The sequence below is a fragment of the Brevundimonas sp. BH3 genome (assembly GCF_045345115.1).
GTDB lineage: Bacteria > Pseudomonadota > Alphaproteobacteria > Caulobacterales > Caulobacteraceae > Brevundimonas.
Genome location: NZ_CP150796.1, coordinates 466,341 through 492,583, shown reverse-complemented (window position 1 = coordinate 492,583; position 26,243 = coordinate 466,341). Strand labels below are relative to the sequence as shown.

The 26,243-nt window shown below is 56.8% G+C and carries 23 protein-coding genes and 2 tRNA genes; 11 read left to right on the top strand and 14 right to left on the bottom strand.

Going from position 1 to position 26,243, the window contains the following annotated elements; translation table 11 throughout:
* Positions 1–88: 88 nt before the first annotated feature.
* The gene (locus tag WEU32_RS02325; protein ID WP_312134790.1) at positions 89–826 is read right to left on the bottom strand and encodes a phosphatase PAP2 family protein; all 738 of its coding nucleotides are present in this window, start codon (positions 824–826) and stop codon (positions 89–91) included.
* Between the two features lie 261 nt (positions 827–1,087).
* On the opposite strand from WEU32_RS02325, the gene WEU32_RS02320 reads away from it, so the two are divergent.
* Positions 1,088–2,974, top strand: coding sequence for a ribonucleoside-diphosphate reductase subunit alpha (locus WEU32_RS02320; protein WP_312134788.1), 1,887 nt, complete (start codon positions 1,088–1,090; stop codon positions 2,972–2,974).
* Between the two features lie 121 nt (positions 2,975–3,095).
* Positions 3,096–3,878, top strand: a complete 783-nt coding sequence (locus WEU32_RS02315; RefSeq protein WP_406852728.1) for a lipid A-modifier LpxR family protein — start codon at positions 3,096–3,098, stop codon at positions 3,876–3,878.
* 56 nt (positions 3,879–3,934) lie between these two features.
* On the opposite strand, the gene WEU32_RS02310 is transcribed toward WEU32_RS02315, so the two are convergent.
* Positions 3,935–5,695 (bottom strand): gamma-glutamyltransferase family protein, encoded by a 1,761-nt coding sequence (locus WEU32_RS02310; protein WP_406852727.1) that lies wholly within the window; start codon positions 5,693–5,695, stop codon positions 3,935–3,937.
* Positions 5,696–5,871: 176 nt separating this feature from the next.
* Between WEU32_RS02310 and WEU32_RS02305 the strand changes: the two genes are divergently transcribed.
* Positions 5,872–5,948: transfer RNA gene (locus WEU32_RS02305), tRNA-Arg, on the top strand.
* 105 nt (positions 5,949–6,053) lie between these two features.
* On the opposite strand, the gene WEU32_RS02300 is transcribed toward WEU32_RS02305, so the two are convergent.
* The 7 genes from WEU32_RS02300 to WEU32_RS02270 form a co-directional block, all read right to left on the bottom strand.
* Entirely contained in the window at positions 6,054–7,709 is a 1,656-nt protein-coding gene (locus WEU32_RS02300) for a sulfatase-like hydrolase/transferase (RefSeq protein WP_406852726.1), read from the bottom strand.
* A gap of 139 nt (positions 7,710–7,848) precedes the next feature.
* The gene (locus WEU32_RS02295) at positions 7,849–8,475 is read right to left on the bottom strand and encodes a TetR/AcrR family transcriptional regulator (RefSeq protein WP_312815191.1); all 627 of its coding nucleotides are present in this window, start codon (positions 8,473–8,475) and stop codon (positions 7,849–7,851) included.
* Positions 8,476–9,174: 699 nt separating this feature from the next.
* Positions 9,175–9,378 (bottom strand): hypothetical protein, encoded by a 204-nt coding sequence (locus WEU32_RS02290; RefSeq protein WP_406852725.1) that lies wholly within the window; start codon positions 9,376–9,378, stop codon positions 9,175–9,177.
* Positions 9,375–9,605, bottom strand: coding sequence for a DUF6626 family protein (locus tag WEU32_RS02285; RefSeq protein ID WP_406852716.1), 231 nt, complete (start codon positions 9,603–9,605; stop codon positions 9,375–9,377). Before WEU32_RS02285 ends, WEU32_RS02290 begins: the two co-directional genes overlap by 4 nt.
* Positions 9,606–9,698: 93 nt before the next feature.
* A complete protein-coding gene (locus WEU32_RS02280) occupies positions 9,699–9,932 on the bottom strand; it encodes a hypothetical protein (protein ID WP_406852717.1) in 234 nt (77 codons plus the stop codon).
* 310 nt (positions 9,933–10,242) lie between these two features.
* A complete protein-coding gene (locus tag WEU32_RS02275) occupies positions 10,243–10,803 on the bottom strand; it encodes a recombinase family protein (protein WP_406852718.1) in 561 nt (186 codons plus the stop codon).
* An 886-nt stretch (positions 10,804–11,689) separates the two neighbouring features.
* A complete protein-coding gene (locus tag WEU32_RS02270) occupies positions 11,690–12,514 on the bottom strand; it encodes a hypothetical protein (RefSeq protein WP_406852724.1) in 825 nt (274 codons plus the stop codon).
* A gap of 287 nt (positions 12,515–12,801) precedes the next feature.
* Between WEU32_RS02270 and WEU32_RS02265 the strand changes: the two genes are divergently transcribed.
* Genes WEU32_RS02265 through WEU32_RS02250 form a run of 4 tightly spaced genes read left to right on the top strand, consistent with a single transcriptional unit; the run spans position 12,802 to position 19,253 of the window.
* The gene (locus WEU32_RS02265; protein ID WP_406852723.1) at positions 12,802–14,301 is read left to right on the top strand and encodes an N-6 DNA methylase; all 1,500 of its coding nucleotides are present in this window, start codon (positions 12,802–12,804) and stop codon (positions 14,299–14,301) included.
* The gene (locus WEU32_RS02260; RefSeq protein WP_406852722.1) at positions 14,291–15,466 is read left to right on the top strand and encodes a restriction endonuclease subunit S; all 1,176 of its coding nucleotides are present in this window, start codon (positions 14,291–14,293) and stop codon (positions 15,464–15,466) included. Before WEU32_RS02265 ends, WEU32_RS02260 begins: the two co-directional genes overlap by 11 nt.
* The gene (locus WEU32_RS02255; protein ID WP_406852721.1) at positions 15,463–18,510 is read left to right on the top strand and encodes a type I restriction endonuclease subunit R; all 3,048 of its coding nucleotides are present in this window, start codon (positions 15,463–15,465) and stop codon (positions 18,508–18,510) included. Before WEU32_RS02260 ends, WEU32_RS02255 begins: the two co-directional genes overlap by 4 nt.
* Positions 18,510–19,253, top strand: coding sequence for a M48 family metallopeptidase (locus tag WEU32_RS02250; protein WP_406852720.1), 744 nt, complete (start codon positions 18,510–18,512; stop codon positions 19,251–19,253). The genes WEU32_RS02255 and WEU32_RS02250 overlap by 1 nt, the downstream gene beginning before the upstream one ends.
* A 17-nt stretch (positions 19,254–19,270) precedes the next feature.
* Here WEU32_RS02250 and WEU32_RS02245 read toward each other — a convergent pair whose 3' ends face one another.
* Entirely contained in the window at positions 19,271–19,747 is a 477-nt protein-coding gene (locus WEU32_RS02245) for a hypothetical protein (protein ID WP_406852719.1), read from the bottom strand.
* A 1,066-nt stretch (positions 19,748–20,813) separates the two neighbouring features.
* Between WEU32_RS02245 and WEU32_RS02240 the strand changes: the two genes are divergently transcribed.
* From WEU32_RS02240 to WEU32_RS02225, 4 genes are all read left to right on the top strand, one after another.
* The gene (locus tag WEU32_RS02240) at positions 20,814–21,374 is read left to right on the top strand and encodes a recombinase family protein (protein WP_406852718.1); all 561 of its coding nucleotides are present in this window, start codon (positions 20,814–20,816) and stop codon (positions 21,372–21,374) included.
* Between the two features lie 311 nt (positions 21,375–21,685).
* Positions 21,686–21,919 carry a hypothetical protein gene (locus WEU32_RS02235; protein ID WP_406852717.1) on the top strand — a complete coding sequence of 78 codons (234 nt, stop codon included), beginning with the start codon at positions 21,686–21,688 and terminating at the stop codon, positions 21,917–21,919.
* A gap of 93 nt (positions 21,920–22,012) precedes the next feature.
* Positions 22,013–22,243, top strand: coding sequence for a DUF6626 family protein (locus tag WEU32_RS02230; protein WP_406852716.1), 231 nt, complete (start codon positions 22,013–22,015; stop codon positions 22,241–22,243).
* 666 nt (positions 22,244–22,909) lie between these two features.
* Complete coding sequence (locus WEU32_RS02225) at positions 22,910–23,383, top strand: hypothetical protein (RefSeq protein WP_406852715.1); 474 nt, start codon at positions 22,910–22,912, stop codon at positions 23,381–23,383.
* Between the two features lie 39 nt (positions 23,384–23,422).
* On the opposite strand, the gene WEU32_RS02220 is transcribed toward WEU32_RS02225, so the two are convergent.
* The 4 genes from WEU32_RS02220 to WEU32_RS02205 all read right to left on the bottom strand — a co-directional run bounded on the left by WEU32_RS02220 (position 23,423) and on the right by WEU32_RS02205 (position 26,224).
* Entirely contained in the window at positions 23,423–24,955 is a 1,533-nt protein-coding gene (locus WEU32_RS02220) for a DUF6538 domain-containing protein (protein WP_406853480.1), read from the bottom strand.
* Positions 24,956–24,969: 14 nt separating this feature from the next.
* Positions 24,970–25,046: transfer RNA gene (locus WEU32_RS02215), tRNA-Arg, on the bottom strand.
* 93 nt (positions 25,047–25,139) lie between these two features.
* Positions 25,140–25,922 (bottom strand): SDR family oxidoreductase, encoded by a 783-nt coding sequence (locus tag WEU32_RS02210; RefSeq protein ID WP_312134777.1) that lies wholly within the window; start codon positions 25,920–25,922, stop codon positions 25,140–25,142.
* The gene (locus tag WEU32_RS02205) at positions 25,919–26,224 is read right to left on the bottom strand and encodes a 4a-hydroxytetrahydrobiopterin dehydratase (protein ID WP_312134775.1); all 306 of its coding nucleotides are present in this window, start codon (positions 26,222–26,224) and stop codon (positions 25,919–25,921) included. The genes WEU32_RS02210 and WEU32_RS02205 overlap by 4 nt, the downstream gene beginning before the upstream one ends.
* Between the last annotated feature and the right edge of the window lie 19 nt (positions 26,225–26,243).

Sequence of the window (26,243 nt, the reverse complement as noted above, 5' to 3'; positions counted from 1 at the left end):
CAACGAGACCCGCCTCTAGGTTTCTTATGACTTTTGGTAACCTTACTCCGGGTCACGCCCTTCCTAGACCTTCGTCTAGGCCTACAAATCAGGGTTCATCCTGCAAGCGGGCCATATGCAGTCGCTGGCGTCGTTCCATTGCATAAGCGAACAGCCAAAGAAGCATGGCCCAGAAAGCCCCGATGCCCCAGCCTGCGGCCACATCCGAAGCCCAGTGCGCGCCCAGATAAATACGCGTCAATCCGATCAAAAGCACCAGCACGACCGCACACCCCAATGTATAGGCCTTCATGCGGGTACGGGGAAAGGCGCGCGTCAGCATGACGCCCACACTCAGATAAAAGACTGTCGCCAAAAGTGCATGCCCTGACGGGAAACTGGCATTCAGTGTCTCGACCACCTGATAGGCCGCAGGTGGTCGCGGGCGATCAAACAGCGCCTTGAGGCCTTCCGATAAAAACACCCCCCCCGCCAGACCCAACACCATCAAGAAAGCTGAAAGGCGTTTGCCGTGAATCAACAAGAAGCCGACCGCCATTAAAGCGAAAATCGCCAGAACCGATATTCCACCCAGAGAAGTAATATCAATCGCCGCTTCGTGGAGCCACCACGGCCCGATCGGACGGTCCGGCGCGTCGGCATAGGGACGTGTCCAATGCAGGACGGCCCAGTCAAATTTTTGCTCGTCACCCTCGGCCACACCATCGGCAACACTGGAAAAAAGAGCCAGACCCAGACTGCCCGCCAACAAGCCTGCAACTGTGCCTATTTCGGCGCGAGCGACACGGATGACACGTGCGGTGAACGCAATCGGATGAGCAGTCATGGGATCGACAACGGCTCCTGCTGGTTTTCAGTTCCACCCCGACCAGGAGCGATTCCCGAGATAATTACGACAAAACCGTGGCATATGTTCCGACACATTCCAAGCAATGGCTTGGCCATTCGCGTGCATCTGGATAGCAAGTGAAAAATTAGCTGAATTGAAATTAAATTTGAACCCACCCCGTCTTAACCCTAGATTTAGAGGTAAGTGGTGTTGTGACTACAACATCTGGCGTTATCCACAGGTTTACGGGTTGTAGCAATGGCAGGCGGCGAAGCTCTCAAGACGACGGATTTTTCGGCAGTTTCAACGGGTTTGAAGTCATTCAAGCCCCGTTTGGAACTGGTGGCGGGTAGCCTCAAACTAGACCGCTCGCGTGACGACCTGTTGACAGATTTCGGCAAAAAAACCCTCGAGGACCGCTATCTCCTCGCCGGTGAATCCTATCAGGACATGTTTGCCCGCGTCGCCGTCGCCTTCGCCGACGATGCCGAGCACGCCCAGCGTGTTTACGACTATATGTCGAAACTGTGGTTCATGCCTGCCACGCCGGTTTTGTCGAATGGAGGGGCCGATCGCGGCCTGCCCATCTCCTGCTTCCTGAACTCGGTGTCCGACAGCCTGGACGGCATCCAGAACGTCTGGAACGAGAACGTCCAACTGGCCTCCAACGGCGGCGGTATCGGTACCTATTGGGGCGACGTCCGCTCCATCGGTGAACAGGTCAAGGGGGCGGGCCAGACCTCGGGCATCATCCCCTTCATCCGCGTGATGGACAGCCTGACCCTCGCCATCTCCCAAGGCTCACTGCGTCGCGGCTCTGCCGCGGTGTATCTTGACGTCCACCACCCAGAAATCGAGGAATTCCTCGAAATCCGCAAACCGTCGGGTGACTTCAACCGCAAGTCGCTGAATCTGCACCACGGGATTTCGATCTCTGACGAATTCATGGAAGCAGTGCGCGACGGCAAGTCGTTCGATCTAAAATCGCCCAAGAATGGCGAGGTTCGCAAGACGGTGGATGCCCGCTCGCTGTGGACCAAGATTCTCGACATCCGCATGCAGACGGGTGAGCCCTATCTGATCTTCTCGGACACGGTGAACCGCCAGCTGGCCCAGCACCAGCGCGAACTGGGCCTCTCGGTCAAGCAATCCAACCTGTGCGCTGAAATCATGCTGGCCACCGGCAAGGACCACCTGAACAACGAGCGCACCGCCGTATGCTGCCTGTCGTCAGTCAATGCCGAGACCTTCCTGGAATGGCGTGAAGAGCCGCGCTTCATCGAAGATCTGATGCGCTTCCTCGATAATGTGCTTCAAGATTTTATAGACCGTGCGCCGGACGCCATGTCGCAAGCCGTCTATTCGGCCACGCGCGAGCGTTCGGTGGGTCTGGGCCTGATGGGCTTCCACTCGTTCCTGCAAGCTCAGGGCGTGGCCTTTGAAAGCGCCATGGCCAAGAGCTGGAACATGCGCCTGTTCAAGCATCTGCGCCGCGAGGCCGACAAGGCCTCCAAGCTGCTGGCCGAAGAAAAGGGCCCCTGCCCCGACGCCGCCGACCGTGGTGTCATGGAACGTTTCTCGCACAAGATGGCGATTGCCCCGACGGCGTCGATCTCGATCATCTGCGGCGGTACGTCTGCGGGTATCGAGCCGATCCCGGCCAACATATACACACACAAGACCCTGTCGGGTTCGTTCGCCGTCAAAAACCCTTTCCTCGAGCGTCTGCTCGAAGAAAAGGGCCAGAACACCGATGCCACCTGGAACTCGATTCTTGAACACGAAGGCTCGATCCAGCACCTCGACTTCTTGTCTGACGACGAGAAGGACATCTTCAAGACCGCCTTCGAGCTGGACCAGCGGTGGCTGATCGAACTGGCCGCCGACCGCGCGCCGGAAATCTGTCAGGCCCAGTCGTTGAACCTGTTCGTGCCGGGTGATGTCAATAAGTGGGACCTGCACATGCTGCACTGGTCGGCGTGGGAACGCGGCGTGAAATCGCTGTACTATCTACGCTCCAAATCGGTCCAGCGCGCCGCCTTTGCCGGTGCCGACACTAAAGAAGAGGCCGAGATCGATCCTAACCAGCCGGACCTCTTTTCGGCAGCCCGCACCGATTATGACGAGTGCCTCGCCTGCCAATAGGCTATTGACACAGTTCCGCCTTTATTCAACGCTGCCCGGGAACTTCCCCTCGGGCAGCGTTTTTCATTGTCATGGAGGGCTTCAACTTGACTGAAGCCGGAGGTGATACGGGAGGCAGCACATGGACCGCGCATATCCGCACAAGGGCACAGGCTCTGCCCTTCTGATGATAACCGCATTCACCACCACCGCGCTCGTAATCCAGACTGCTGACGCACACGCTCAAAATGTCGCCTACAACACTGACTGGACAGTGTCTCTAGACCACCAGACCCAGTCTTTTGCTGGTCCGAACTGGCAGGAAAGCCGTTATACGACGCAAACGACCGACGGGGCTGAGCGCTGGACCGTGAGGCAGCTATCACCGCTAGACAACCCGCTGGCATTGCAGCGCCCTGACAGTCAAAACCCTCATACGATAGTGGAATGGCGCAAGAACTGGACCGCGCTCCATGAACGTACAGAGTCCGGCTTGGAGCTTTCGCTGACCCCCCATGCCGGTATCGGTTGGGCCGAGGGTCATTCGAGTGCGGTCGCCGGTGCCACCTTGCGCTTTGGCCGCGGTATTGATGACAGTCTGGACGCGTTGGCTCCGAACGGCGAGGACACTTTCGGGGATCGCCCACGCTGGTATGTGTTTGCTTCGGGATCAAAACGCGCGGTCGGCTATAATTTCACCCGCCAGCGTGACGGTGGCCTTAGTAATGCGGGCCTCAGCCAGGATGTCAGCCACTCGCTCGGCGATGCCGCTATCGGCGTGGCGTGGCGGCGCGGGGCCATGCAAAGCTCGGTGGGGATTGCGTATCGCGAGGTCGATATTGACGGCCTGCGCGGTTATGGCGGTCTGAAAACCGATGTTGACGAGGCCCGCCTCGCCTTCCAGTTCTCGATCCGCCCCCAATAGCCAGATAATAAAAAAGGCCGGATCGTTTGATCCGGCCTTTGAAGTCTGTGTGGAAGCTATTGAGTCAGCGCCACGCCCTCACGGCGCGGATCAGCTCCGCCGTCCCAGCGGCCATCGCGCCACATGGCCCCGTGCAGACCGGACGTTTCGGTCGCATTGGGGCGCACCTCCATGCCCGCAGCCCCCAGAGCATCACGGATATTGGCCGGTATCTGCTCGGAGTCAGCGCCAACCATGGTTCCGCGCACCACCAGATTGGGCAGCGCAATGGCGTCCTGCATAGTCATGTCCCATTCGACCACGCCCACCAGCGTCTTGGCCACATAGGCCAGAATAGACGAGCCGCCCGGAGAGCCGATAGCTCCGACCAGATTACCCTCGCGGTCCAGAATGATCGTCGGAATCATGGACGAACGCGGACGTTTGCCCGCCGCCACCGCGTTGGGAGCCGGATGACCATCTTCCAGCGGCGTGAACGAGAAATCCGTCAGCTGGTTGTTCACAAAGAAACCGCCCGCCATGCGGCCGGATCCGAAATAGGATTCCACTGTCGTGGTCATGCTGACAGCGTTACCGGCTGCATCGACAACAACGAAATGGGTGGTGCCCGCAGGCTCTAGCGTCGCGTCCGACAGTTGCGGTGCCGATCCGGTCGGACGACCCGCCTCTACCGGTCCATTGATCTGCGGCAGCAGAGCCGCGCGTTCTGCCATATAATCCCGGTCAAGCAGGCCTGCGACCGGCACACCGACAAAATCACCATCACCGACATAGCGGTCACGGTCGGCATACATCAGCCGTTGCAGACGGCCCAAAGCCACCCAGGCCTCGGGGCTATCCTTGCCCTTGGCCAGATCGGGGGTCTGTTCGGCCATACCGAGGAACTGGAGTATGGCCACGCCACTGGACGGCGTGGTCGGCACGCAGACCACATAGGCCCGATACGGACGGCACAGCGGGTCACGACGCAGCGGACGGTAATCGGCAAAGTCTTCCAGCGTCAGACCACCGGGGCGCGGCTGTGCATGGGTGGCCGCGATAATCTGTTCGGGGATATCGCCCTGATAAAAGACGCTCGGGCCTTCATTCGCGAGGCGTCGCAGGGTGTGGGCATAGGCCGGATTTTTCAGCGTATCACCCGCTTGATAGCGGGTACCGTCGGGCTTGGTGAAATATCGCGTCGCCCATTCGGTTACGGCCTGACCACGTCCGGCATTGATAAAGCTGGCCATACGCGGCGAAACGACAAACCCTTCAGTGGCCCAGTGTTCGGCATCGCCGAACAGGTTGCGCCATTCCAGTGTACCAAAATCCTTGTGGGCCATACCCAGCATGGCCACCACGCCCGGAACACCGGTCGAGCGCCCCGACAGCACCGCATCCATAAAGGCCAGCGGTTCACCGTTTTCATAGAAGAGTTCCGGCGTAGCATTGCCCGGAGCCATTTCGCGGCCGTCATAGGCATGCACATCGCCGCTTTCGGCGTCATAGACCATCATGAAGGCCCCGCCGCCCAGACCGGACGATTGCGGCTCGACCAAACTCAGGGTGGCCTGAATGGCGACAGCGGCATCCACAGCTGAACCACCGGCGCGCAAAATCTTCATACCGGCCTCGGCCGCCAGAGGGTTTGCTGCCGCTACAAACGGGCCGTGCGCGCGCTGCGAAGTGGCAGCGGCAGCATCCTGTGCGACCGGTGCCTCGTAAGCGATTGCGGTATCAGGAACATTTGCCGCAAGCAGCCCAACCGCCAAAAACAGGGCTGACAGCGCACCCGTGCGCTTCAAGCCATTCGGACGGTCAAATATTGCTCGCATCAACTCTACTCCTGCCGTGTCACGGAAGACTCATGCCTAAGGCCTAAGGCCTATTCCGCCAACCCAAGATTTTCTTTCGGTTTTTTCGATTTTCCTATTGCCTTACCAAAAGGGGAAAGCTAGATAGCCCACCTCGCCGCGGGGCACTGCCCCACGACGAAGACGAAAGTCACAGCGCACCCGTAGCTCAGCTGGATAGAGCATCAGACTACGAATCTGAGGGTCAGGAGTTCGAATCTCTTCGGGTGCGCCATTTTCCTTCACTTTAAAGATGGAAAATGAAGTGGGCTTTCACTGCATAGAAAACCCCGCTGCGGCTCACCGTGGCGGGTTTTCTGCTTTCAAGGGTTCAAACCCCCTAGTTAGGCCAAACCACATAGGCATCCTTGGTGAGCACTTCCTGACGCGCTGTCTTGTCCAGTGCCACAGGCACCTGCAACAGCGATGGCCACAAGGGCTCGGCCTGTTGCCGGTCATGCAACTGAATACGGGTCGTCAGATAATCGACCACTTCAGGGCGCTGCTGGGCCAGATTGGTTTTCTCTGCGGGATCAACCTCAAGATCATATAGCCAGATGCGTCGGGGCAGCTGCTGCAATTGCAGTTTCCACTTGCCCGAACGCACACTGCGATAACCGCCTGATCGCCAGAACAATGCCTCATGGACAGAATTGGTGCGCTCTCCAAGAATATAGGGTGTCAGGTCCACGCCATCGATAATCTCGCGTCCAGGCAAGGGTGCCTTGGCCGCTGCCGCCACTGTCGCAAACAGGTCGAGATGTGAAACTGTCTGCATCACCCTGGTCCCCGCTTCGAAGCGGGCGGGCCAACGCAGGAACATAGGCACCCTCACCCCGCCCTCGAAAAGGGTCTGCTTCCAGCCGCGATAGGGCGCGTTCAAACCTTCGATACCGATCTGGCCGGTTGCACCGTTATCGCTGGTGAAAATAACGAGCGTGTCGTTATCCAGCCCCTCATCTTTCAATGCCTGCATGATCCGCCCGACACCTCGGTCCAGCGCCACGATCATCGCCGCATAAACGCGCTCGTTATGGTCGGCGATGTGCGACAAGGCGTCATAATCCGCCTGCGTCGCCTGTAGCGGCGTATGGGGCGCATTATAGGCCATATAGAGGAAGAAAGACCGGTTGCGATTTGCGCCAATAACCTCGAGCGCCTGCTCGGTCAGATAGTCGGTCATATAACCCTTGGGCCGGAAGGGTTCGCTGCCATTATACTGAACACTGAACGGCAAGGTAGCCCATAGGAATTTGTCCGTCGGGTCAAATTCTAAGCGTGCACTGACCACACCTTCGGTATCGGGCAAGGCATATTTCTGGGCCGCCCCCATAAAGCCGAGACTTTCCTCAAACCCCTGCTCCTCGGGCCGCATCCCTTTGGCCGCACCCAACGCCCACTTGCCCAGATGCACCGTGTGGTAGCCGCGCCCACCCAACAGTTCCGCCAGTGTCACCTCTGCGGCGGGCATTCCCATGTCTTTGAAGCTCGGCGCGCCACGCGCCTTTTCACGATGATAGACCCACGCGACCTCGTCATCACGTTTCTGTTGTGCTGCGAGGCGAGACATCAAGGGTGATGCCGGTGCGAACTCGAAACCGAACCGCGTGGGATAACGCCCCGTCAGCAGTCCGGCACGCGAAGGTGCACCGGTCGCATGGGCGGCATAGGCCGTTTCCATGACCACCCCTTCGCGTGCAATCGCATCGATATGAGGTGTCTGTACGCTGCCCTCACCGCGACCACCTCCATTCAGGCTGATATCATTCAGCCCCAGATCATCAGCCACGATCAGAATGATATTAGGCGGACGCTCACTAGGAGACGCCATCGGGGTTTGGGGAGCCTTTTGCCACTGCACCGGACGGCTGTCGGCAACCTTCGGCGTGGTCCATGCCGAGATCCGAAGCAACAAGGCATCTTTAAAGATCCAGCCTGCACCGAGCACGATCAACAAGGCAGCCGCCAGCGAAACGCCTACCGCTAAGATTCTCATCTGCTCCCTCGCGTCAGATGACGTCTTCCCCGCCTTCATAACGCCAGTTGCCGTGGAAACTGCAAGCCATCACGAGTTCAAATCGTGATCCAATCCATGAACCCTGTCACCGGCCACCGGTTTGGCATTCATCGCGTACTCAGCGCGCTGCGGGCATGTCGGTCTTGGCAACCATCAGGATACCGCGCATCAGATTTTGCACCACCGCACGGGCCACCTCGACCGACAGCCCCTGTTCGCGGCGCAAACCTTCCCAGTTGGCCCACCCTGTAGCTGCCACCAATGCCGAGATCAGTATCGAAGCCTCTGTATCGCTGCGATGTTCCAGCATCGGTGCAAACAGATCAATGACGATCATACGGTGTACAGAATCATCCCCCCTCAGCAGATGCTGTAAAACGGGATAATCGCGGGACATATAGATGGCCGCCCGGCGCACAGGGCTGATATATTCGTACAGCTCACTGGAGCGTTCGGAAAAAGCCACGATCCGCTCCTCGGGCGACCATTGGGACGGGTCGCGGCGAGGAAAGCGCCGGAACGCTTCCTCTCGCTGCAGCTCGTAGGCAGCGGTCAGCAGTTCGCTCACATCAGCATAATGGCGAAACACCGAACGGCGCGATACACCCGCGCGGTCGGCTACGGCGTCTGTAGTGGGCATCTGGCCTGTCTCGCGCACCAGCTCAAGCATGCTGCGCGCGATAAGAGAGCGGCTACGCTCACTGCGAAGGTGACGACCATCCAGCGATGCTCGGGACGTGTTCACAGTTTGCATGCTCTAACCACTACAGCTTGCCGGTCATGGACGCGCCACCACCACGATAACCTTGCGGTATCGCGGTTTCAGCTCCCCCTGATGGCTACAGGCCTAAAAATAAAGTACCCCGCTCAAACCACTTAGCGACAGCGCGAATACCCATGCTCAATCGCGTTGATTGTGCATTTGGTTCCGCCTGACCAGACATTTCAGTTCGTATACGCATTACTACTTATCGGTACTCAACCACATCGCAGCGGCTATTTTTCGGCTGCTTCGATCGCAATTGTGCCGAGACATTAAGCTCAGATCTCTCCCAATCGGCCATCTGCCAACACGTTTCGACCAGCCCTATACCGAAACGGCCTCGACCCCGGATTGCGAACCACCGCTATCGAGAAATCAATTTCTCAATCTACAAGAAGGACAGATCGCGCCGAGGCAGAATCAACTGATCAGCTTGTCGTTGCGACAAGAGCGACCGCAAAATAGGAAAAGCGTAAAATGGCGCACCCGACAGGATTCCTGCGAGGCGTGATGGCATCGGTCATGGTGTCTCGTGAAGGGCAGCGTTCAGCCTGATCGTGGGCTGGTTATGCGTTCACGCTATAGCGCACGATTAACTGGCGCTGGAGCCACATCGTCGTGTGTAGGCGTGGTCCCTTCCAAGCCGATCTCGACGTGGATGTGCTGCTGAACGTCCCACGATTATAGCGGCCTATTGAACCGGTTGATCGTCGCTTCGTCAGCCGAAGCGAGCATCTTGCTTAGCTGGTCCGACTGAGTGCGGTATCGCGCCAGAAGCACATCCTTCTGTTGCTCGAGCCAGATGGGTGGCAGTTCGCGACGCTTCCAGCGTTCGATGTCTTCTGTCGGGAACAGGGGGTAATAGGCATCATCGTCGTCGCTCATCGTAGAGCCTCCGGCTTCAGCCACAGCAATGTCCACGCGACCCTTACAGCAAGCGTCAGGTGACCCTGTCGAACGAGGGTCTGGAAAAGGGAGATGAGCGCGTCAGCCGAAGGGCTGCGGCCTGCGCGAAGGCAGAGGTAATTGTCGGCACGGCCCAGCCATGCGCTGCTGAAGTGACGCTGAGAGGCTGTGAGGCCGCGCCGGTGAAAGAGGTGGTAGATATCCATACCGCTATTTATCTGCGGCCATCCGGCGACATCGAGGCTGATGCCAAACCTATTTTTCAGGTCAACGTCTCGGCGCCTCAGTCGCCACTTCGTTCATTTCAAAGACGGCATCTCGTCCAGCGGGAGGATGAACATCTGGTTGTAGTGCTCGCCATCACTGATGGGAAAGGCTACAAAATCCTCACCTGCCTCGTCGGTGGCGTGGCGCACGACGGCGTTGAACTCGGCGACAAACTCAGGGCTGCCGATTAGCAGGAAGCCGTCGTCGTCTCGCCGAACTTGGTAGGCGGCTGACCCTTCCAACAGACTGTCGAGAAATCGCCCCATAGGCGAATAAGAACATCGTTCGATAAGAATTTCAAGCTTTGCGGCATTATCAAGGCGTCGCCGCTTGGGTTAACTACCTAAACGCTTCCCCTTGGCCGTCGAAAGAAGGGATAGCGGTGGCGTCGTTGGGGGCCGCCATTGAAGCCTCTGCGGCATTGTCCTTATGAGCAGCATCGCCCCCAGAGATATCCGACGAACAGGCCCACGAAGAGGATGAAGATCATGCCTGCGGCGATGGCTAACGCTTTCAAGGCCACTCTGTCGGTCTTGTCAGTCACGATAGGTCCTTTCTCGTCTGGGCACGGAAATTCTAGGCGGCCTCAGAGAACGCTCGATAAACGCTGGCTCGGCTGATGCCGGTAGCTTTCACGATATCGGCTACCGACATCCCTTCCGCTTTCAACCGGCGGACCTCATCGGCTTTCAAACGCGCAGTTGGAGCGCGCCCCTTATACTTCCCTTCGGCCTTAGCTTTGGCGATGCCGGCGCGTTGCCTTTCAAGCATGATCTCACGCTCCCATGAACCAACTCCGGCTAGGATCGTCAGGATTAGGTTGGATGTTGGATTGCCGGTGTCGAGATGCATGGCAAGAATGCGCACAGTGACTTCCTTGGCTTTCAGCCGTTCGACAATCCCGAGGAGGTCCATGACATTACGTGCCAGCCTATCCGGCTTGGTGACGACAAAGACATCACCGGCACGCACCCAATCAAGCGCAGCTTGAAGTTCAGGACGGGCAGTATCGGCACCACTGACCTGTTCGGAGAAGATGCGCGAGCAACCGGCAGCTTGGAGTTCGGCGATCTGTGCATCCAGTCCCGCCTGCTGATCGGCAGTCGACGTCCTTGCATATCCAACTACAGCCGACATCAGTCCTCCATCGATCTCATATGCCTCTAGGCATTATAAGACGAGGTATCTCAAAAATCGATTCCAATTCTATTGAGACACATAAGGACTACATCACGGAAGTCCCACAAGGCCGTGCTCATGTGAGAGATGATCTGATAGGGGAAAGAACATGTGGCGATGAAAGCCCTACGTTGCTGCACCTTCGGTTTCGCAACTTGGCCTTCCTCGAAGCGCTACGGGAAGCTCGCGGACTAGGCTCATATCTCTACGAGATATCTCGCCTAGCCCTTACCTTCCCTAGCACTTAGCTTCGAAATGATTGGGAAGAGAATAGAATTCTCAATCACATATTTGACCAGATGACATCTTTAACCCCCTCCCACTCAATCCTACGCAAGGCAGCATGTGCCGGCGGTCACGGGAAGAAATGGGAGGGGGAAGTGTTCTGTTACCAGATGTTCATTGCCAGTGTGGGTAGCTACATCCCGTGACAGGCGGTTTCCCGATACCTATCTCGCTTGGCGGACTTCAGCGCATTTCAGCGCAAAACGGTCATCCGGCGGCATCATGAACCAAGCCGACGGATGTGTGGGGTGACAGTGTCGTCAGGGCCCACTCATTGAAGTGAGAAGTTTTTCCAGAGCGCAGCAGCATGCCTCTAGTGAGCCTCCGTCTGAAGGGATCAGTGCGCCCCTTCAATCCGTCTCCGCGGCCGTGTCTGGCCTCATAGCATCCGGTCCGTCGGCTGTCCGCGCCTTTAAGCGCTGCCTATTTCCAGCTTCCGTTTTGCGGCGGGCCACCGTCACAGGAATCCACCTGCTTGAAACACCCTGACACATATGAGAGGCATAAGCCCCTGTTTAGCTACGACTAATATACCGGACCACAGTCTCGGCTGTCATTATTATTTAGCTGCGCGTTTCAGGCGCTCTAGCGTCCTTTTGGCTGCCGCCAACTTGGCACCACCTCGGCCATGCTTTTGCGCTTTGCAGGGCGGAGGCATCAGATGTTTCGCCTTCACACCTTGCAGGTCAGCTTTCATTAGCGTGCCAAGGTTCCACTTGCTGATCGCTAACAGCGCTCTGGCGTGTTCTGGTGAAGTGGCAACGCTGCCATTTACCGGTGCTCTAAGTTTAGGTGCGGCAGGGGCGACTGCAACTGGAGCAGGTGCCACTGGGCAAAGAGCTAATAGTCGATCGACGGACATCGTATCGAGCCCATCAACACGTATGAACTGAGGTGTTGTGCCTTGCCAGTGGGCGGGCGCAATCATCATGCGCGATGGGTCCTTGGTCTTGGCGTCGCCCCACTCTTTGAACCAGATGTTTGTCCCCATCCAGAACTGGGCCATTTCATCAGCCCTTACAAACCGGTCCAACGGAAACGCCACCCGAAATCGAGGCGATGCTTGCGTGTGGCTGGTTGTAGTCCAGATGACGTGGTTGACGTTCGCTTCGATGCAAAGCTTCGAAGCATCTTGCAGGCTGCCCGGAGCGTCATCGATGTCGATAGCAAACCACCCACCGAAGCCCTGCACATTCGCATTATTACGATGCGCTCCCTGCGCATACAGGGCGGGACTGATCAACGGGCTGTTCAGCTTTTCGCTAACGCTGCGCTCGCCCTGAGATGCAACCTCCAGTGTCTCAGCGAACTCATCCCAAGTTGTCACCACCATGCTAGGCACGGTGTCTCGCACGCCGTTAAACCACGCGACTGAAATATCCATCGAAAATCCTCAAAGTATCGTCGCACAGGAACATCTGGTCGTGGTGGGCAAGCCAAAATACGCCTGCTCCAAACCACGCTCATTCCCGTCGCGTCGTTCTTCCATATTTAGCAGGCCGGTTAGACGCCTGTCGAAATTAATCGTGGCTACGCCGCGCCACGAAATCGCACCGGCTTGCACGTTTTCCTGATCCCTGTTCACTCAAGCGCAACCCCTTTACGCTTAGGCTCGCACCGGCTCGAAGGGGGCAGTTGAATGTGCCGGTTGCGGCGCGATCTGGATTTGTAATGGCTACACTCACGCAATCGGAACTTGAGAAGCATCTCTGGCAAGCAGCAGACATTCTGCGCGGCCATGTCGATGCCGGTAAGTTCAAGGACTACATCTTCGCTCTGCTGTTCTACCGTCGCCTATGCGATGTGTGGGACGAAGAGTTCGAGGCGCTGCTGGCGGAAACCGGCGATCGCGAAGAAGCAGCCGATCCTGACGAGCACCGCTTCCACGTCCCGCCACAACATCACTGGAACGAAGTGCGCAAGCACTCCACCCAGATCGGCCAACATTTGAACAACGCATTCGCCGCTGTTGAAGACGCGAACCTGCGCCTGCGCGGTGTGTTCGGTGATGTGGACTTTGCCAATCAGGAACGCTTCCCCGACGCCCGCCTAGAGAAGTTGCTGGCGCACTTCGAGAAGCACCGGCTGAGCAACGCCGACGTGCCGCCGGACATGCTGGGCGATGCCTACATGTATCTGATCGAGCAGTTCGCGGAAGGTGCCGGCAAGAAAGGCGGCGAGTTCTACACCCCTCGTCAGGTCGTCAAGCTGCTGGTCGAGTGCGTCCAGCCAGAGGTCGGCATGTCGATATACGATCCGACATGTGGTTCGGCAGGCATGCTGTTGGAAGCAGTCCAATTCCTGAAGAACAAGGGGCAAGACCCGCGCAGCCTGTCACTCTATGGACAGGAAAAGGAATTGGACACGTGGGCCATCGCCCAGATCAACCTGTTCCTGCACGACATCGACGATGCCTTCATCGCCAAGGGCGACACCATCCTTGACCCGAAACGCTACGATCCACGCGCGCAAGAATTCACTGCCGGTATTGGTGCCTATGATCGGGTGCTGGCGAACCCACCGTTTTCGCTAAAGCACTGGGGGCACGAGGTCTGGATCAATGGCGATCCATTTGGCCGCGATGTCTATGGTGTTCCGCCCAAGGGGTATGGCGATCTCGCCTTCGTCCAGCACATGGTCGCGTCACTAAAGGACGACGGCATGCTGGGCGTGGTAGTGCCCCACGGTGTGCTGTTCCGTGGCGGGGCTGAAGGCCGTATCCGTGAGGGCATGCTGAATGCCGATATCGTTGAGGCGGTAATCGGTTTGGCGGGCAATCTGTTCTATGGTGCAGGCATTCCGGCGGCGATCCTGATCATCCGCAAGGCCAAGCCTGTCGAGCGTCAGGGCAAGGTGCTGGTCATCAATGGTGATGCCACCTTCCAGTCGGGCAAGGCGCAGAACCATCTGACTAATGCCAATGTGCGCACGTTAGCCGACGCATTCCACAGCTTCGCTGACATTGAGAAGCTGGCACGCGTCGTGCCGATAGATGAGATCGCCGCCAACGGCTTCAACCTGAATATCAGCCGTTACGTTCAGACAGGTGCAGATGCTGAGACTGTGGATGTTTCGTCGGAGGTGGCTAAGCTTCAAGACCTGATTGCCAAACGTAATGAAGCCGAAGCTGTGATGTTCAGCCACCTGAAGAGGCTCGGCTATGTCGCGTGAAGTGCCTGATGGATGGTCGGTAAAGCCCCTAGGCAAGATCGCAGACCTGATAATGGGGCAGTCACCGCCGTCCTCTGCAGTGACTGAAGCTGGCGATGGTCTGCCATTTATTCAAGGGAATGCAGAGTTCGGCGCACGTCACCCTACGCCGAGGTTTGTAGCATCAACTACCCCGAAAGTGGTTCGCGCAGGAGATGTCCTGATCAGCGTTCGTGCTCCTGTAGGCGAGGTTAACATCGCCGAGGGACCGCTTTGTATTGGACGGGGTGTTGGTGGCATTAGAGCCAAGGAATGCGAACCTGATTTCCTGTTCTACGCAGTTGCTGGGCTATCGAGAACGTTCTCTCGGCTGTCGCAGGGCAGCACTTTTGACGCCATTAACGGGAAAGAGCTTCGGGAAATCAGAATTCTCCTTCCCCCGCTCGAAGAGCAGCGGCGGATTGCCGAGGTGCTGCGGTCGTTGGATGAGGCTATTGGCTCTAGTCGTGCAATGGCAGAAGCAGCCCGAAAGACGAGCCAGACTATGCGGCATGAGCTGTTAGGGGTGACCCGTGACGGCGACCTTGGGGACATCCCAGCTGGTTGGTTGATCCAGCCTCTCGAAGCTCTTGCTACAGTCGAGCGAGGCAAGTTCTCGGTCCGCCCACGAAATGATCCGCGCTTTTTCGGCGGCCGGACGCCCTTCATACAGACGGGGGACATCACTGCAGCCGGAGATTATCTCAGCAGCCACACCCAGACGCTCAATGAACTTGGTGTGACCGTCAGCCGTGTGTTCCCTGCTGGAACTATCATGACAACCATTGCCGCAAACATTGGCGACTTCACGATCTCCACTTATCCAGTTGCGTGTCCGGATAGCGTCGTCGGCATCGAACCCCACGATGGTGTGAACGTTTTCTGGCTCTATTCCGTTCTGTCTTGCTTCAAGGTCGCCCTTGATCGAGCGGCGACGCAAAACGCGCAAAAAAACATCAATCTGCAAACACTTCGTCCTCTTCTGATCCCTGTGCCGCCGCCAAACTTAATGACGGAGTTATCTGAATCGCTGAAAGCTGCGGCTGACATTGCTAGGAATGCCAACACGAATGTCCGCCAGTTGGAAAGCTTGAAGATAGCTGTGATGGATGATCTCCTTTCTGGCCGCATCAGGGTGCCTGCATGAGTGAATACCGCCTTGCCGAAAAGCCCGCGCTCGATGCACTGAAAGGCATGGGCTATACGCAGCTTTCGCCCGAGGTGGCCCTGTCCATGCGGCAGGAAGCGAACCGCGCCCTGTTGAAGCCGGTGCTGATCGAGGCACTCCAGACCTTGAACGAAGGCTTGGCACCAGAGGATGCCGAGGCGATCTACGCGGACCTGTCCACCCTGTCGGACAATGAGGAATGGCAACGCCGTCTGCGCGGTGCCTATTCACGACGACTGGCCGGTGAGTCGCGCGACAAATCCATCGCCCTGATCGATTTCAAGCGGCCCGATAGAAATCACTACCACGTCGTCAGCCAGTTGAAGGTCGAGGCCCAGCGGTCGCGCATTCCTGATCTGGTTGTGTTCGTGAACGGCATCCCGCTGGTCGTCATCGAAGCGAAATCGCCAATGAAGATGGCGGATCGGGCCGGTCAGGCGTTCGAGCAGATCAAACAGTATGAGCGCGACATCCCGCGTCTCTTCTATCCCAACGCCTTCAACATCGTGACCGATGGCATGGCGACGCTTTACGGCGCGACCGTCTCGCCGTCGCAGTTCTACGCGCCGTGGCCAGACCCGTGGCCGCGCCAGCCCAGTGACTTCCCCGACGATCTGACCCAAGACCTGTGGTGCCTATTGGAGCCGTCGCGGCTGCTGGACCTGCTGGCCCATTTCATCGTCTTTGAGACCGATCCCGAGAGCGCGAACCGGATCAAGAAGGTCTGCCGCTATCAGCAGTTCCGCGCCGTCAACAAGGGCGTGGATCGCGTTGCGGAAGGCACCAAGAAGAAGGGGCTGATCTGGCACACCCAAGGTTCGGGTAAGAGCCTGACGATGGTGTTCCTCGCCCTGAAGCTGAAAACCCACCTGACGCTGGATGCGCCGACGCTTCAGAATCCCAACATCCTCGTCCTGACCGACCGCATTGATCTGGACGATCAGATTTCCAAGACGTTCGTCGCTTGCGGCCTCCCCAATCCGAAACAGGCTGGGTCAGTCGGTGAACTGCGCGAGGCGGTGGCGCGCGGCGGCAACGGCCAGATTCTGCTGTCCACCATCTTCAAGTTCCAAGGCTCGACCGAACCGATCCCATCTTCGGAGGATTGGATCGTGATGGTGGATGAATGCCACCGGACGCAGGAAAAAGACCTCGGCGCCTTCCTGTCGAAGACATTGCCGAACGCTCGCTTCTTCGGCTTCACCGGCACCCCGATCAAGAAGGCGGACAAGGACACCTACGCCCGCTTCAGCGAGTCGGGCGAGACCTATCTCGACAAATACGGCATCGACGACGCCGTGCGCGACAAAGCCACGGTGCCGATCCTGTATGAGGGCCGCAAGACCGACTGGTCGATTAATGAGGCCGAGATCGACATCCTGTTTGACCGCTGGTTCGTCGATGTCCCCGACGACAAACGCGAGAAGCTGAAGAAAAAAGGCGTCAGCCTCGCGGTGATCGCCAAGCACCCCGAGCGCGTTCGGCTCATCGCCTTGGACATCTGGGAGCACTTCAAACAGGTCTGCCGCCCCGACAAATACAAGGCCCAAATCGTCGCCATCGACCGCGAGGCCATCGTTCTTTACCGCGCGGCCCTGCGCGATGTGATCGCCGCCGATCTGGCCAAGGGCGGCATTGCCGAGGCGGAAGCTGCCGCGAAAGCCGACCGGATGATCGCTTGCGTCTTCTCCAAGAGCCAAGAGGACAACAAGCCGAGCGAAGACCCTGAGGTCGCCGCTCTGCGCGCCGAACTTGAGGCCCATTTTCTCGACGACGACGGCGAGAAAGCCGCGAAGAAGGCGTTCAAGAGCAGCAGCGACGAACCCAGCTTCCTGATCGTCTGCGACAAACTGCTGACCGGTTTTGACTCGCCGAACGAGCATGTCATGTATCTCGACAAGCCGCTGCGTGAGCACGGCCTGCTTCAGGCCATCGCCCGCACCAACCGCACCTATTCGTTCAAACGCGAAGACGGCTCGGTCGTGTCCAAGCCTCACGGGCGGATCGTGGACTACATCGGCGTCACCCAGAATCTCGAAGACGCCTTGGCCTCCTACCGCGCCGAGGACGTCCAGAACGCCATGCGCGACCTCGATGTTCTGCGTCGTGATCTGCGCCAGACCCACGCCGGTTTCATCCGCCAGAAGCGACTGATGGGACTAATGGGCATGGACGAGAAAGCCGCCGCCTACGCAGTCGAGAAACTGGTTACCGAAGGGCATGAAGACGACTGGTTCGAGCTTCAGCGCCTTGGCCGCCACTTCGTGAAAACCTACGCCGACTTATCGCCCGATCCGGCGATCCTCGACTTCACAGCTGATATGAAGTGGACGGCAATCTTCCTTCGACTGGCCCAGCAGGCGATCACGAAGGACGAAAGCCTCGATCACATGTCCTATTCGGGCAAGATTAGAGAAATGCTGGCAGAACACGTCCGCGCCACCGGACTGTCGACAACGGTCCGGTTACGGAACATCACAGACCCTGAGTTCAAGGATGACTTCCGCACCGGCGAAAAGTCCGAAGAGGAACTGCACGAAGCGTTCGTGCGCAAGGCAGCCGAACTTAAGCGCGTAACGCACGAACTGGTCGACAAGAACCCTGCGCAGTTTGGGCGTTTCTCGGAACGGGTTCTGGAAATCATACGACGCTTCGAGGAAGGGCAGCTTGCTGCAGCTGATGGCCTTCGCGACTTCGAGGACCTTACCGGCGGAATTGAAGCCGAAGCTAACGCCCATGATGACTTGGGCATGGACGAACGATCGTTCGCTATCTTGCGCATAATTGAGCCGCACGCACCTGATATCGACCATGGAGTGCTTTGTGGCGTAGCGGTCGATGTTGGTCAGCTTTATGCCGGCGCACAAGCCAGCCAGCCTTCGTGGTTCTTTATGGATGGCTACAAGAAGGAACTTCGGCGGGAAGTGCGTAAACTTCTTCGCCCTTTGAAACTGAGTGACTTAAACGCCGTGCGTGACGTCATTGAGAACTATGCTATTCATGCATACGCCGAGGCGCATTGATGAGCACGGTCCGTATCGGACAAACTGAGGTCGTCTACGAAGTTAAGCACTCATCCAAAGCGCGCGAACGGAAGATTACCGTTACACCGGAACGCGTTGAAGTGTTGGTGCTGGATGGCGATAGCGAAGCCGATATCGACGCATTCCTCGGCCGCAAAAAGCAATGGCTGTTTAATGCGCTGCGCGAGGTCGAGAGTAAGACCGTTAAGAGGGCTGTAGTGCCTCGCTTAATGACCGGTGCCCGGATTCCATACAGGGGCCGAAACGTGCGCCTTACGGTCCGCAGGCACGATGGGCCTCACATCGAGATTGCCTATCGAAACGGCTTTGAAGTCGATTTGCCAGATTGGGTAGGCGATGACGATCGTGACCACATCGTCGCTGCCGAAATCAAACTTTGGCTGAAACGCCGCGTTCGTCGCGATGTGATGGAAGTCGCGTCGCGATATCGGAACAAGTTCGACCTTAAACCACGCGCAATCCGTGTTGCAGAGATGAAGCAAGGATGGGGAGCTTGCGGTGCAACCGGCGCTGTTCTGATCAACTGGAACCTAGTGTTCGCGCCGAAATCAGTGCTGGAATACGTCGTGGTGCACGAGCTAGCTCACCTGAAACATCGGTCGCACGGACCTGAGTTCTGGTCTTACCTTGCTAGCATTATGCCCGACTACCAGCGTCCCAAGGCATGGCTGGATGCCAATCAGGGTGCTCTATCGTCCGATTTCTTGGTTCGGAGCGCGTGATGTCCGCCATAACTGTCTCAATGTGGAGGTGCTTCACCTCTGGTTGGATGCCGAAGTTTTAAAAACTTCGCTTTCCGCGCTGGCGTCGAGTGCGAGAGTAAATGGCGATATTCAATTTCGCTAAGTGATTCCAGATACAAACGTAAGCCATCGACTTCCCATGGCAGTCCGCTCTCGCCAATAACCCATCGCCGGATAGTCGGATTAACGGTGATCTTTTGATAGCATCGCACAATGACGGGTTCACCAGTCTGATCTCCATCGCAACGTAGGCGAACCATTGTCATATCATCCTCGCTTTTAAGGATGACAGCCCGATAGATGCCATTTCGGTCACCAAACTTTGGCAACTCTCCATAGTATGGAGCTGGAGGTATGCCTCCTACATCAACTCTTTTAGCTTTGAACCAGACTTTCGGGCCAACAGTTTGGTTTAGGAAGTCTGTCAGTTCTTGTTCGCTCCGAGCGTAGACCCTGATCAGATCATATTCCACGACATAGCTCCCCCCAAAAAATCTGCTTATGACGAAGCTAAACCGTATTCAAGGTGCCAACCTTAATACCCGCTCTTGAATAGTTGGGCACATTCCCGTTGCTGGCCTTCTTCAGGCTACACGCTCAAACTAGCGGCAGCCAAAAGGACGCTAGAGCGCCTGAAACGCGCAGCTAAATAATAATGACAGCCGAGACTGTGGTCCGGTATATTAGTCGTAGCTAAACAGGGGCTTATGCCTCTCATATGTGTCAGGGTGTTTCAAGCAGGTGGATTCCTGTGACGGTGGCCCGCCGCAAAACGGAAGCTGGAAATAGGCAGCGCTTAAAGGCGCGGACAGCCGACGGACCGGATGCTATGAGGCCAGACACGGCCGCGGAGACGGATTGAAGGGGCGCACTGATCCCTTCAGACGGAGGCTCACTAGAGGCATGCTGCTGCGCTCTGGAAAAACTTCTCACTTCAATGAGTGGGCCCTGACGACACTGTCACCCCACACATCCGTCGGCTTGGTTCATGATGCCGCCGGATGACCGTTTTGCGCTGAAATGCGCTGAAGTCCGCCAAGCGAGATAGGTATCGGGAAACCGCCTGTCACGGGATGTAGCTACCCACACTGGCAATGAACATCTGGTAACAGAACACTTCCCCCTCCCATTTCTTCCCGTGACCGCCGGCACATGCTGCCTTGCGTAGGATTGAGTGGGAGGGGGTTAAAGATGTCATCTGGTCAAATATGTGATTGAGAATTCTATTCTCTTCCCAATCATTTCGAAGCTAAGTGCTAGGGAAGGTAAGGGCTAGGCGAGATATCTCGTAGAGATATGAGCCTAGTCCGCGAGCTTCCCGTAGCGCTTCGAGGAAGGCCAAGTTGCGAAACCGAAGGTGCAGCAACGTAGGGCTTTCATCGCCACATGTTCTTTCCCCTATCAGATCATCTCTCACATGAGCACGGCCTTGTGGGACTTCCGTGATGTAGTCCTTATGTGTCTCAATAGAATTGGAATCGATTTTTGAGATACCTCGTCTTATAATGCCTAGAGGCATATGAGATCGATGGAGGACTGATGTCGGCTGTAGTTGGATATGCAAGGACGTCGACTGCCGATCAGCAGGCGGGACTGGATGCACAGATCGCCGAACTCCAAGCTGCCGGTTGCTCGCGCATCTTCTCCGAACAGGTCAGTGGTGCCGATACTGCCCGTCCTGAACTTCAAGCTGCGCTTGATTGGGTGCGTGCCGGTGATGTCTTTGTCGTCACCAAGCCGGATAGGCTGGCACGTAATGTCATGGACCTCCTCGGGATTGTCGAACGGCTGAAAGCCAAGGAAGTCACTGTGCGCATTCTTGCCATGCATCTCGACACCGGCAATCCAACATCCAACCTAATCCTGACGATCCTAGCCGGAGTTGGTTCATGGGAGCGTGAGATCATGCTTGAAAGGCAACGCGCCGGCATCGCCAAAGCTAAGGCCGAAGGGAAGTATAAGGGGCGCGCTCCAACTGCGCGTTTGAAAGCCGATGAGGTCCGCCGGTTGAAAGCGGAAGGGATGTCGGTAGCCGATATCGTGAAAGCTACCGGCATCAGCCGAGCCAGCGTTTATCGAGCGTTCTCTGAGGCCGCCTAGAATTTCCGTGCCCAGACGCGAAAGGACCTATCGTGACTGACAAGACCGACAGAGTGGCCTTGAAAGCGTTAGCCATCGCCGCAGGCATGATCTTCATCCTCTTCGTGGGCCTGTTCGTCGGATATCTCTAGGGGGCGATGCTGCTCATAAGGACAATGCCGCAGAGGCTTCAATGGCGGCCCCCAACGACGCCACCGCTATCCCTTCTTTCGACGGCCAAGGGGAAGCGTTTAGGTAGTTAACCCAAGCGGCGACGCCTTGATAATGCCGCAAAGCTTGAAATTCTTATCGAACGATGTTCTTATTCGCCTATGGGGCGATTTCTCGACAGTCTGTTGGAAGGGTCAGCCGCCTACCAAGTTCGGCGAGACGACGACGGCTTCCTGCTAATCGGCAGCCCTGAGTTTGTCGCCGAGTTCAACGCCGTCGTGCGCCACGCCACCGACGAGGCAGGTGAGGATTTTGTAGCCTTTCCCATCAGTGATGGCGAGCACTACAACCAGATGTTCATCCTCCCGCTGGACGAGATGCCGTCTTTGAAATGAACGAAGTGGCGACTGAGGCGCCGAGACGTTGACCTGAAAAATAGGTTTGGCATCAGCCTCGATGTCGCCGGATGGCCGCAGATAAATAGCGGTATGGATATCTACCACCTCTTTCACCGGCGCGGCCTCACAGCCTCTCAGCGTCACTTCAGCAGCGCATGGCTGGGCCGTGCCGACAATTACCTCTGCCTCCGCGCAGGCCGCAGCCCTTCGGCTGACGCGCTCATCTCCCTTTTCCAGACCCTCGTTCGACAGGGTCACCTGACGCTTGCTGTAAGGGTCGCGTGGACATTGCTGTGGCTGAAGCCGGAGGCTCTACGATGAGCGACGACGATGATGCCTATTACCCCTGTTCCCGACAGAAGACATCGAACGCTGGAAGCGTCGCGAACTGCCACCCATCTGGCTCGAGCAACAGAAGGATGTGCTTCTGGCGCGATACCGCACTCAGTCGGACCAGCTAAGCAAGATGCTCGCTTCGGCTGACGAAGCGACGATCAACCGGTTCAATAGGCCGCTATAATCGTGGGACGTTCAGCAGCACATCCACGTCGAGATCGGCTTGGAAGGGACCACGCCTACACACGACGATGTGGCTCCAGCGCCAGTTAATCGTGCGCTATAGCGTGAACGCATAACCAGCCCACGATCAGGCTGAACGCTGCCCTTCACGAGACACCATGACCGATGCCATCACGCCTCGCAGGAATCCTGTCGGGTGCGCCAGTCTTTCCCAACATATTCAAAACGCTACGGAAAATCCGCCCTCGGGACCGTTTGCCGACGATTGCCCCACAACCCTACCCCACAATGGCGCACTCCATCTAGGACTAAGTCATTCAAGTTATTCGGCTAATCGTCAAAACAGCGTCTAAGCCAGATTCTGTTCATCCAGCTAAATTCACCCTAAAAACCACAAGATAATATCAACGCTATATTAACCTCATCTCTGCGATAGCACTCAGAGTGTCCACATGCTGAGAAGATAAAATGGCATCCCACATAAAGAAATATATAGGCATTACTGCGCTAGCGTTTACTTTGACCGCATGCGCATCAACACCTGCGCCAGTTATTGAACGCTTCGATACTTCCAGAACATACAATATGTCTCGAGATCAAGCTTGGGATCGCGCAGTAGAATGGTTCGCTGTTCAGAATATACCGATAAAAGCAATTGAAAAAGAAAGCGGCATTATATCTGGAGAGGCCGCATATATTAAAACAGTTCAAGGTCAATATGCTGCATGCGAGACACCTACATTTTATGGTTTAAACGGCGCAACTGCTCGTATTAACATCTTAATTCGAGGCAATAGCAATCAAGCGACTGTTCAAGTAAACAATACAATTGTTGGAGAAGCAATCTATTCCCTATCAAACCCGCCTCAAATACAAACTGTTTCCTGCGTATCCACAGGCAGACTAGAGAATTCAATTCTCAACACTATTGGTGGAAACTAAATTATAGTTTGAGTGAGTGAATGTTTATGAAATTAATATTCACTCACTTTTTAGTTTAGAAAAGTCAATTTCTATAAACTTAATTTTATCAATTTCTTCCTTAAGCGTTTTTAATCTATATCCATTTCCATATACATCAGAAACTGAAGCTCCATTACTGATCGACCATCCACCTAAGGTCATGGCTACATCACGATCGATCATAGCCTCACGCAAGGCATCTCGGAAGCAATGCCTAAAGCTATGGAAGCAGGTCTTCTCGGAAGCGGCACCTGCTCGGACAACGAAGCGTCGGAACCACGCCGAGAATGTAGTCGACCGGTATCCGGTTGCGCCCATCGCCACCTCGCCGAACAGCTTCACCTCGCCTGCACGTTTCCGGCTCGAGACGAACTCGATGAATCCCAATTCCATTAACTGCGCATGTAAAGGCACAGTCCGTTCACTGGCTGATGTCTTCAAGCGTTTGTCGGACTGCTCATCATCCGACCGCTCGCTGATGACCAAGCAATATACGCCGTCGATGTTTCGAACATCCGCCACATCCAACTGACAGGCTTCGTTCAGGCGTAGCCCTGCGAACAGGGAGAGAAGCGGAATCCAGAAGCGCGCGTTTCGAGGACGCGCTGTGCCGACCGTCGCATACCCATGCCCGTCATCCCGACAACCGGTGTAAAGCGGTGCCGCAAAGATGGCTTGAAGCTGGTTCGTTGAGAAGGGTCGCCGTTTGTCACGCCGAGCCGTTGGGTCTGGGACACGCAGCCCCTTGGCGGGGTTGCGATCCAGTAGCTCTTCCGCGACAGCCCAGTTGAACACACCACCCAACTTGTTCAGGTAGGTGTTAATGTTAGCTGCATTGATGAGATCGGTGCGCCCCTCCCGCTTCGCCAGTTCAGCGATTTCGATTGGGCTCAACTTCGGAAACAGCTTGGACGCATTACGCGGCTGCCACCGAAGCACCTCGATCATATCGCGGCACTGAGTGCGTGTGATCTCAGTCACCGGTGTGTCTTCGCCAAGGATCGCCACAACGAGACGCCGCGTTGTCTGATAAGCCATACGCGTCGTCGGCGACCAGTTTCTCGTCGGGTCGTTCATGTAGGCGTCGTAGACATCACCGAGCGTCATGCCCCTGTCGAGGCTTACCGGTTCTACCGGTTGTCCAGAGACGCCATCGAAGCGACCCTCAGATCGCGCTAGCAGAACCGGATCAACATCATGACCGATCTGCGCACGTGCTGTCTCAAACATCCACTCAACATCGGCAGCAACGCTAAGGGCACGACGCTTGGCTACCGTTAGGCTGTCCGTCCCCAACGATCGCCAGACTTCCTTCTTCCCAATCGCACCTTGAAGCACTGCTGGGACCCGTCGGCGGTAATAAATCCGTCCATATCTCTGAACGAAATGCGTTCGAACATTGTGTAGACGGTTTGTGTAGACGCTGTTTTGACGATTAGCCGAATAACTTGAATGACTTAGTCCTAGATGGAGTGCGCCATTGTGGGGTAGGGTTGTGGGGCAATCGTCGGCAAACGGTCCCGAGGGCGGATTTTCCGTAGCGTTTTGAATATGTTGGGAAAGACTGGCGCACCCGACAGGATTCGAACCTGTGACCTCTGCCTTCGGAGGGCAGCACTCTATCCAGCTGAGCTACGGGTGCGTTGGCGGCGCGAGGCCGAAGGCGGTGCTTACAGCAAGGGCGGTGCGGCCTCAACCCTGATGATCGACCGCCACGGCTGTAATGCAAAGTCTTTTACTGGGCAGTCAGTCCGCCATCGATTTTGAACTCGGCACCGGTGACGAACTTGCTTTCGTCAGAAGCCAGATACAGCACGCAATAGGCCACATCATCCGGCTCGCCGATGCGCTTCAACGGTATGCCGCGCGCCAGTTTTTCGTGTGCCATATCTTCCTGACCGCCCGCCATGGCGATGAAGGGATCAAGGATGGGCGTCTTGATAAAGACCGGATGCACCGAGTTGGCGCGCACCGTGCCGCCCGCCTTGGCGCATTCCAAAGCCACCGTCTTGGTATAGAGCCAGACCGCCGCCTTGGTGGCGTTATAGGCCCCCATGCCGGGTGCCGCCGCCAAGCCTGCAATCGACGAGATATTGATGATCGAGGCCATCGGCGCGGCCTTTAGGTGCGGCAAAGCATGCTTGCATCCCAGCATGACCGATTCGAGATTGACCGACTGGACCTTGCGCCAATTTTCCAGCGTGTCCTGCTCGGCAATCACCAACTGGCCACCGATACCCGCATTGTTCACCAGCACCGAAATGCCGCCCATATCGCGGGCGCTGTCGGCCACCACCCGCATCCAGTCGCCCTCATCGGTGACATCATGGGCATAGGCAAAGACGGTGTCGGGATGGTCGGCATTGATGCTGTCGGCCAAGGCCTGAACACGTTCACCGTCGATATCGGTCAGGGCCAGTTTGGCCCCTTCGCGGGCCATCATGCGGGCCATGGCCTCGCCGAGACCACCGGCTGCGCCCGTTATCAGGGCCGCCTTACCTGCAACCCGACCGCTCATTGGGTCAGGCCGTCAGAAGCCGCATCGATAAAACGCGCCAGATCCAGATCGCGCTGGGTCACACCGCCCGCATCATGGGTGGTCAGGACAATATCCACGCGGTTCCAGACATTGGACCATTCGGGATGGTGGTCGGACTTTTCCGCCTGAATGGCGATGCGGGCCATAAAGCCGAAGGCGGCATTGAAATCGGCAAAGCGCAGAGAGCGGAAAATGGCAGGGCGCGTATCGTCGGCCTTTTGCCACAGCGGCAATTGTTCCAGCGCCTGTTCGACGGCGATCTGTGGCGGCATAGCAGACATATCCCACTCCCTGAGGGTC

Bases quoted from the DNA above. Each gene is read 5' to 3' on its own strand.
- WEU32_RS02300 (WP_406852726.1), bottom strand. From the start codon at position 7,709: ATGAGAATCTTAGCGGTAGGCGTTTCGCTGGCGGCTGCCTTGTTGATC.
- WEU32_RS02325 (WP_312134790.1), bottom strand. From the start codon at position 826: ATGACTGCTCATCCGATTGCGTTCACCGCACGTGTCATCCGTGTCGCT.
- WEU32_RS02290 (WP_406852725.1), bottom strand. From the start codon at position 9,378: ATGAGCGACGACGATGATGCCTATTACCCCCTGTTCCCGACAGAAGAC.
- WEU32_RS02270 (WP_406852724.1), bottom strand. From the start codon at position 12,514: ATGGATATTTCAGTCGCGTGGTTTAACGGCGTGCGAGACACCGTGCCT.
- WEU32_RS02265 (WP_406852723.1), top strand. From the start codon at position 12,802: ATGGCTACACTCACGCAATCGGAACTTGAGAAGCATCTCTGGCAAGCA.
- WEU32_RS02285 (WP_406852716.1), bottom strand. From the start codon at position 9,605: ATGGATATCTACCACCTCTTTCACCGGCGCGGCCTCACAGCCTCTCAG.
- WEU32_RS02280 (WP_406852717.1), bottom strand. From the start codon at position 9,932: ATGGGGCGATTTCTCGACAGTCTGTTGGAAGGGTCAGCCGCCTACCAA.
- WEU32_RS02250 (WP_406852720.1), top strand. From the start codon at position 18,510: ATGAGCACGGTCCGTATCGGACAAACTGAGGTCGTCTACGAAGTTAAG.
- WEU32_RS02260 (WP_406852722.1), top strand. From the start codon at position 14,291: ATGTCGCGTGAAGTGCCTGATGGATGGTCGGTAAAGCCCCTAGGCAAG.
- WEU32_RS02235 (WP_406852717.1), top strand. From the start codon at position 21,686: ATGGGGCGATTTCTCGACAGTCTGTTGGAAGGGTCAGCCGCCTACCAA.
- WEU32_RS02205 (WP_312134775.1), bottom strand. From the start codon at position 26,224: ATGTCTGCTATGCCGCCACAGATCGCCGTCGAACAGGCGCTGGAACAA.
- WEU32_RS02315 (WP_406852728.1), top strand. From the start codon at position 3,096: ATGGACCGCGCATATCCGCACAAGGGCACAGGCTCTGCCCTTCTGATG.
- WEU32_RS02225 (WP_406852715.1), top strand. From the start codon at position 22,910: ATGGCATCCCACATAAAGAAATATATAGGCATTACTGCGCTAGCGTTT.
- WEU32_RS02230 (WP_406852716.1), top strand. From the start codon at position 22,013: ATGGATATCTACCACCTCTTTCACCGGCGCGGCCTCACAGCCTCTCAG.
- WEU32_RS02275 (WP_406852718.1), bottom strand. From the start codon at position 10,803: ATGTCGGCTGTAGTTGGATATGCAAGGACGTCGACTGCCGATCAGCAG.
- WEU32_RS02240 (WP_406852718.1), top strand. From the start codon at position 20,814: ATGTCGGCTGTAGTTGGATATGCAAGGACGTCGACTGCCGATCAGCAG.
- WEU32_RS02320 (WP_312134788.1), top strand. From the start codon at position 1,088: ATGGCAGGCGGCGAAGCTCTCAAGACGACGGATTTTTCGGCAGTTTCA.
- WEU32_RS02210 (WP_312134777.1), bottom strand. From the start codon at position 25,922: ATGAGCGGTCGGGTTGCAGGTAAGGCGGCCCTGATAACGGGCGCAGCC.
- WEU32_RS02255 (WP_406852721.1), top strand. From the start codon at position 15,463: ATGAGTGAATACCGCCTTGCCGAAAAGCCCGCGCTCGATGCACTGAAA.
- WEU32_RS02310 (WP_406852727.1), bottom strand. From the start codon at position 5,695: ATGCGAGCAATATTTGACCGTCCGAATGGCTTGAAGCGCACGGGTGCG.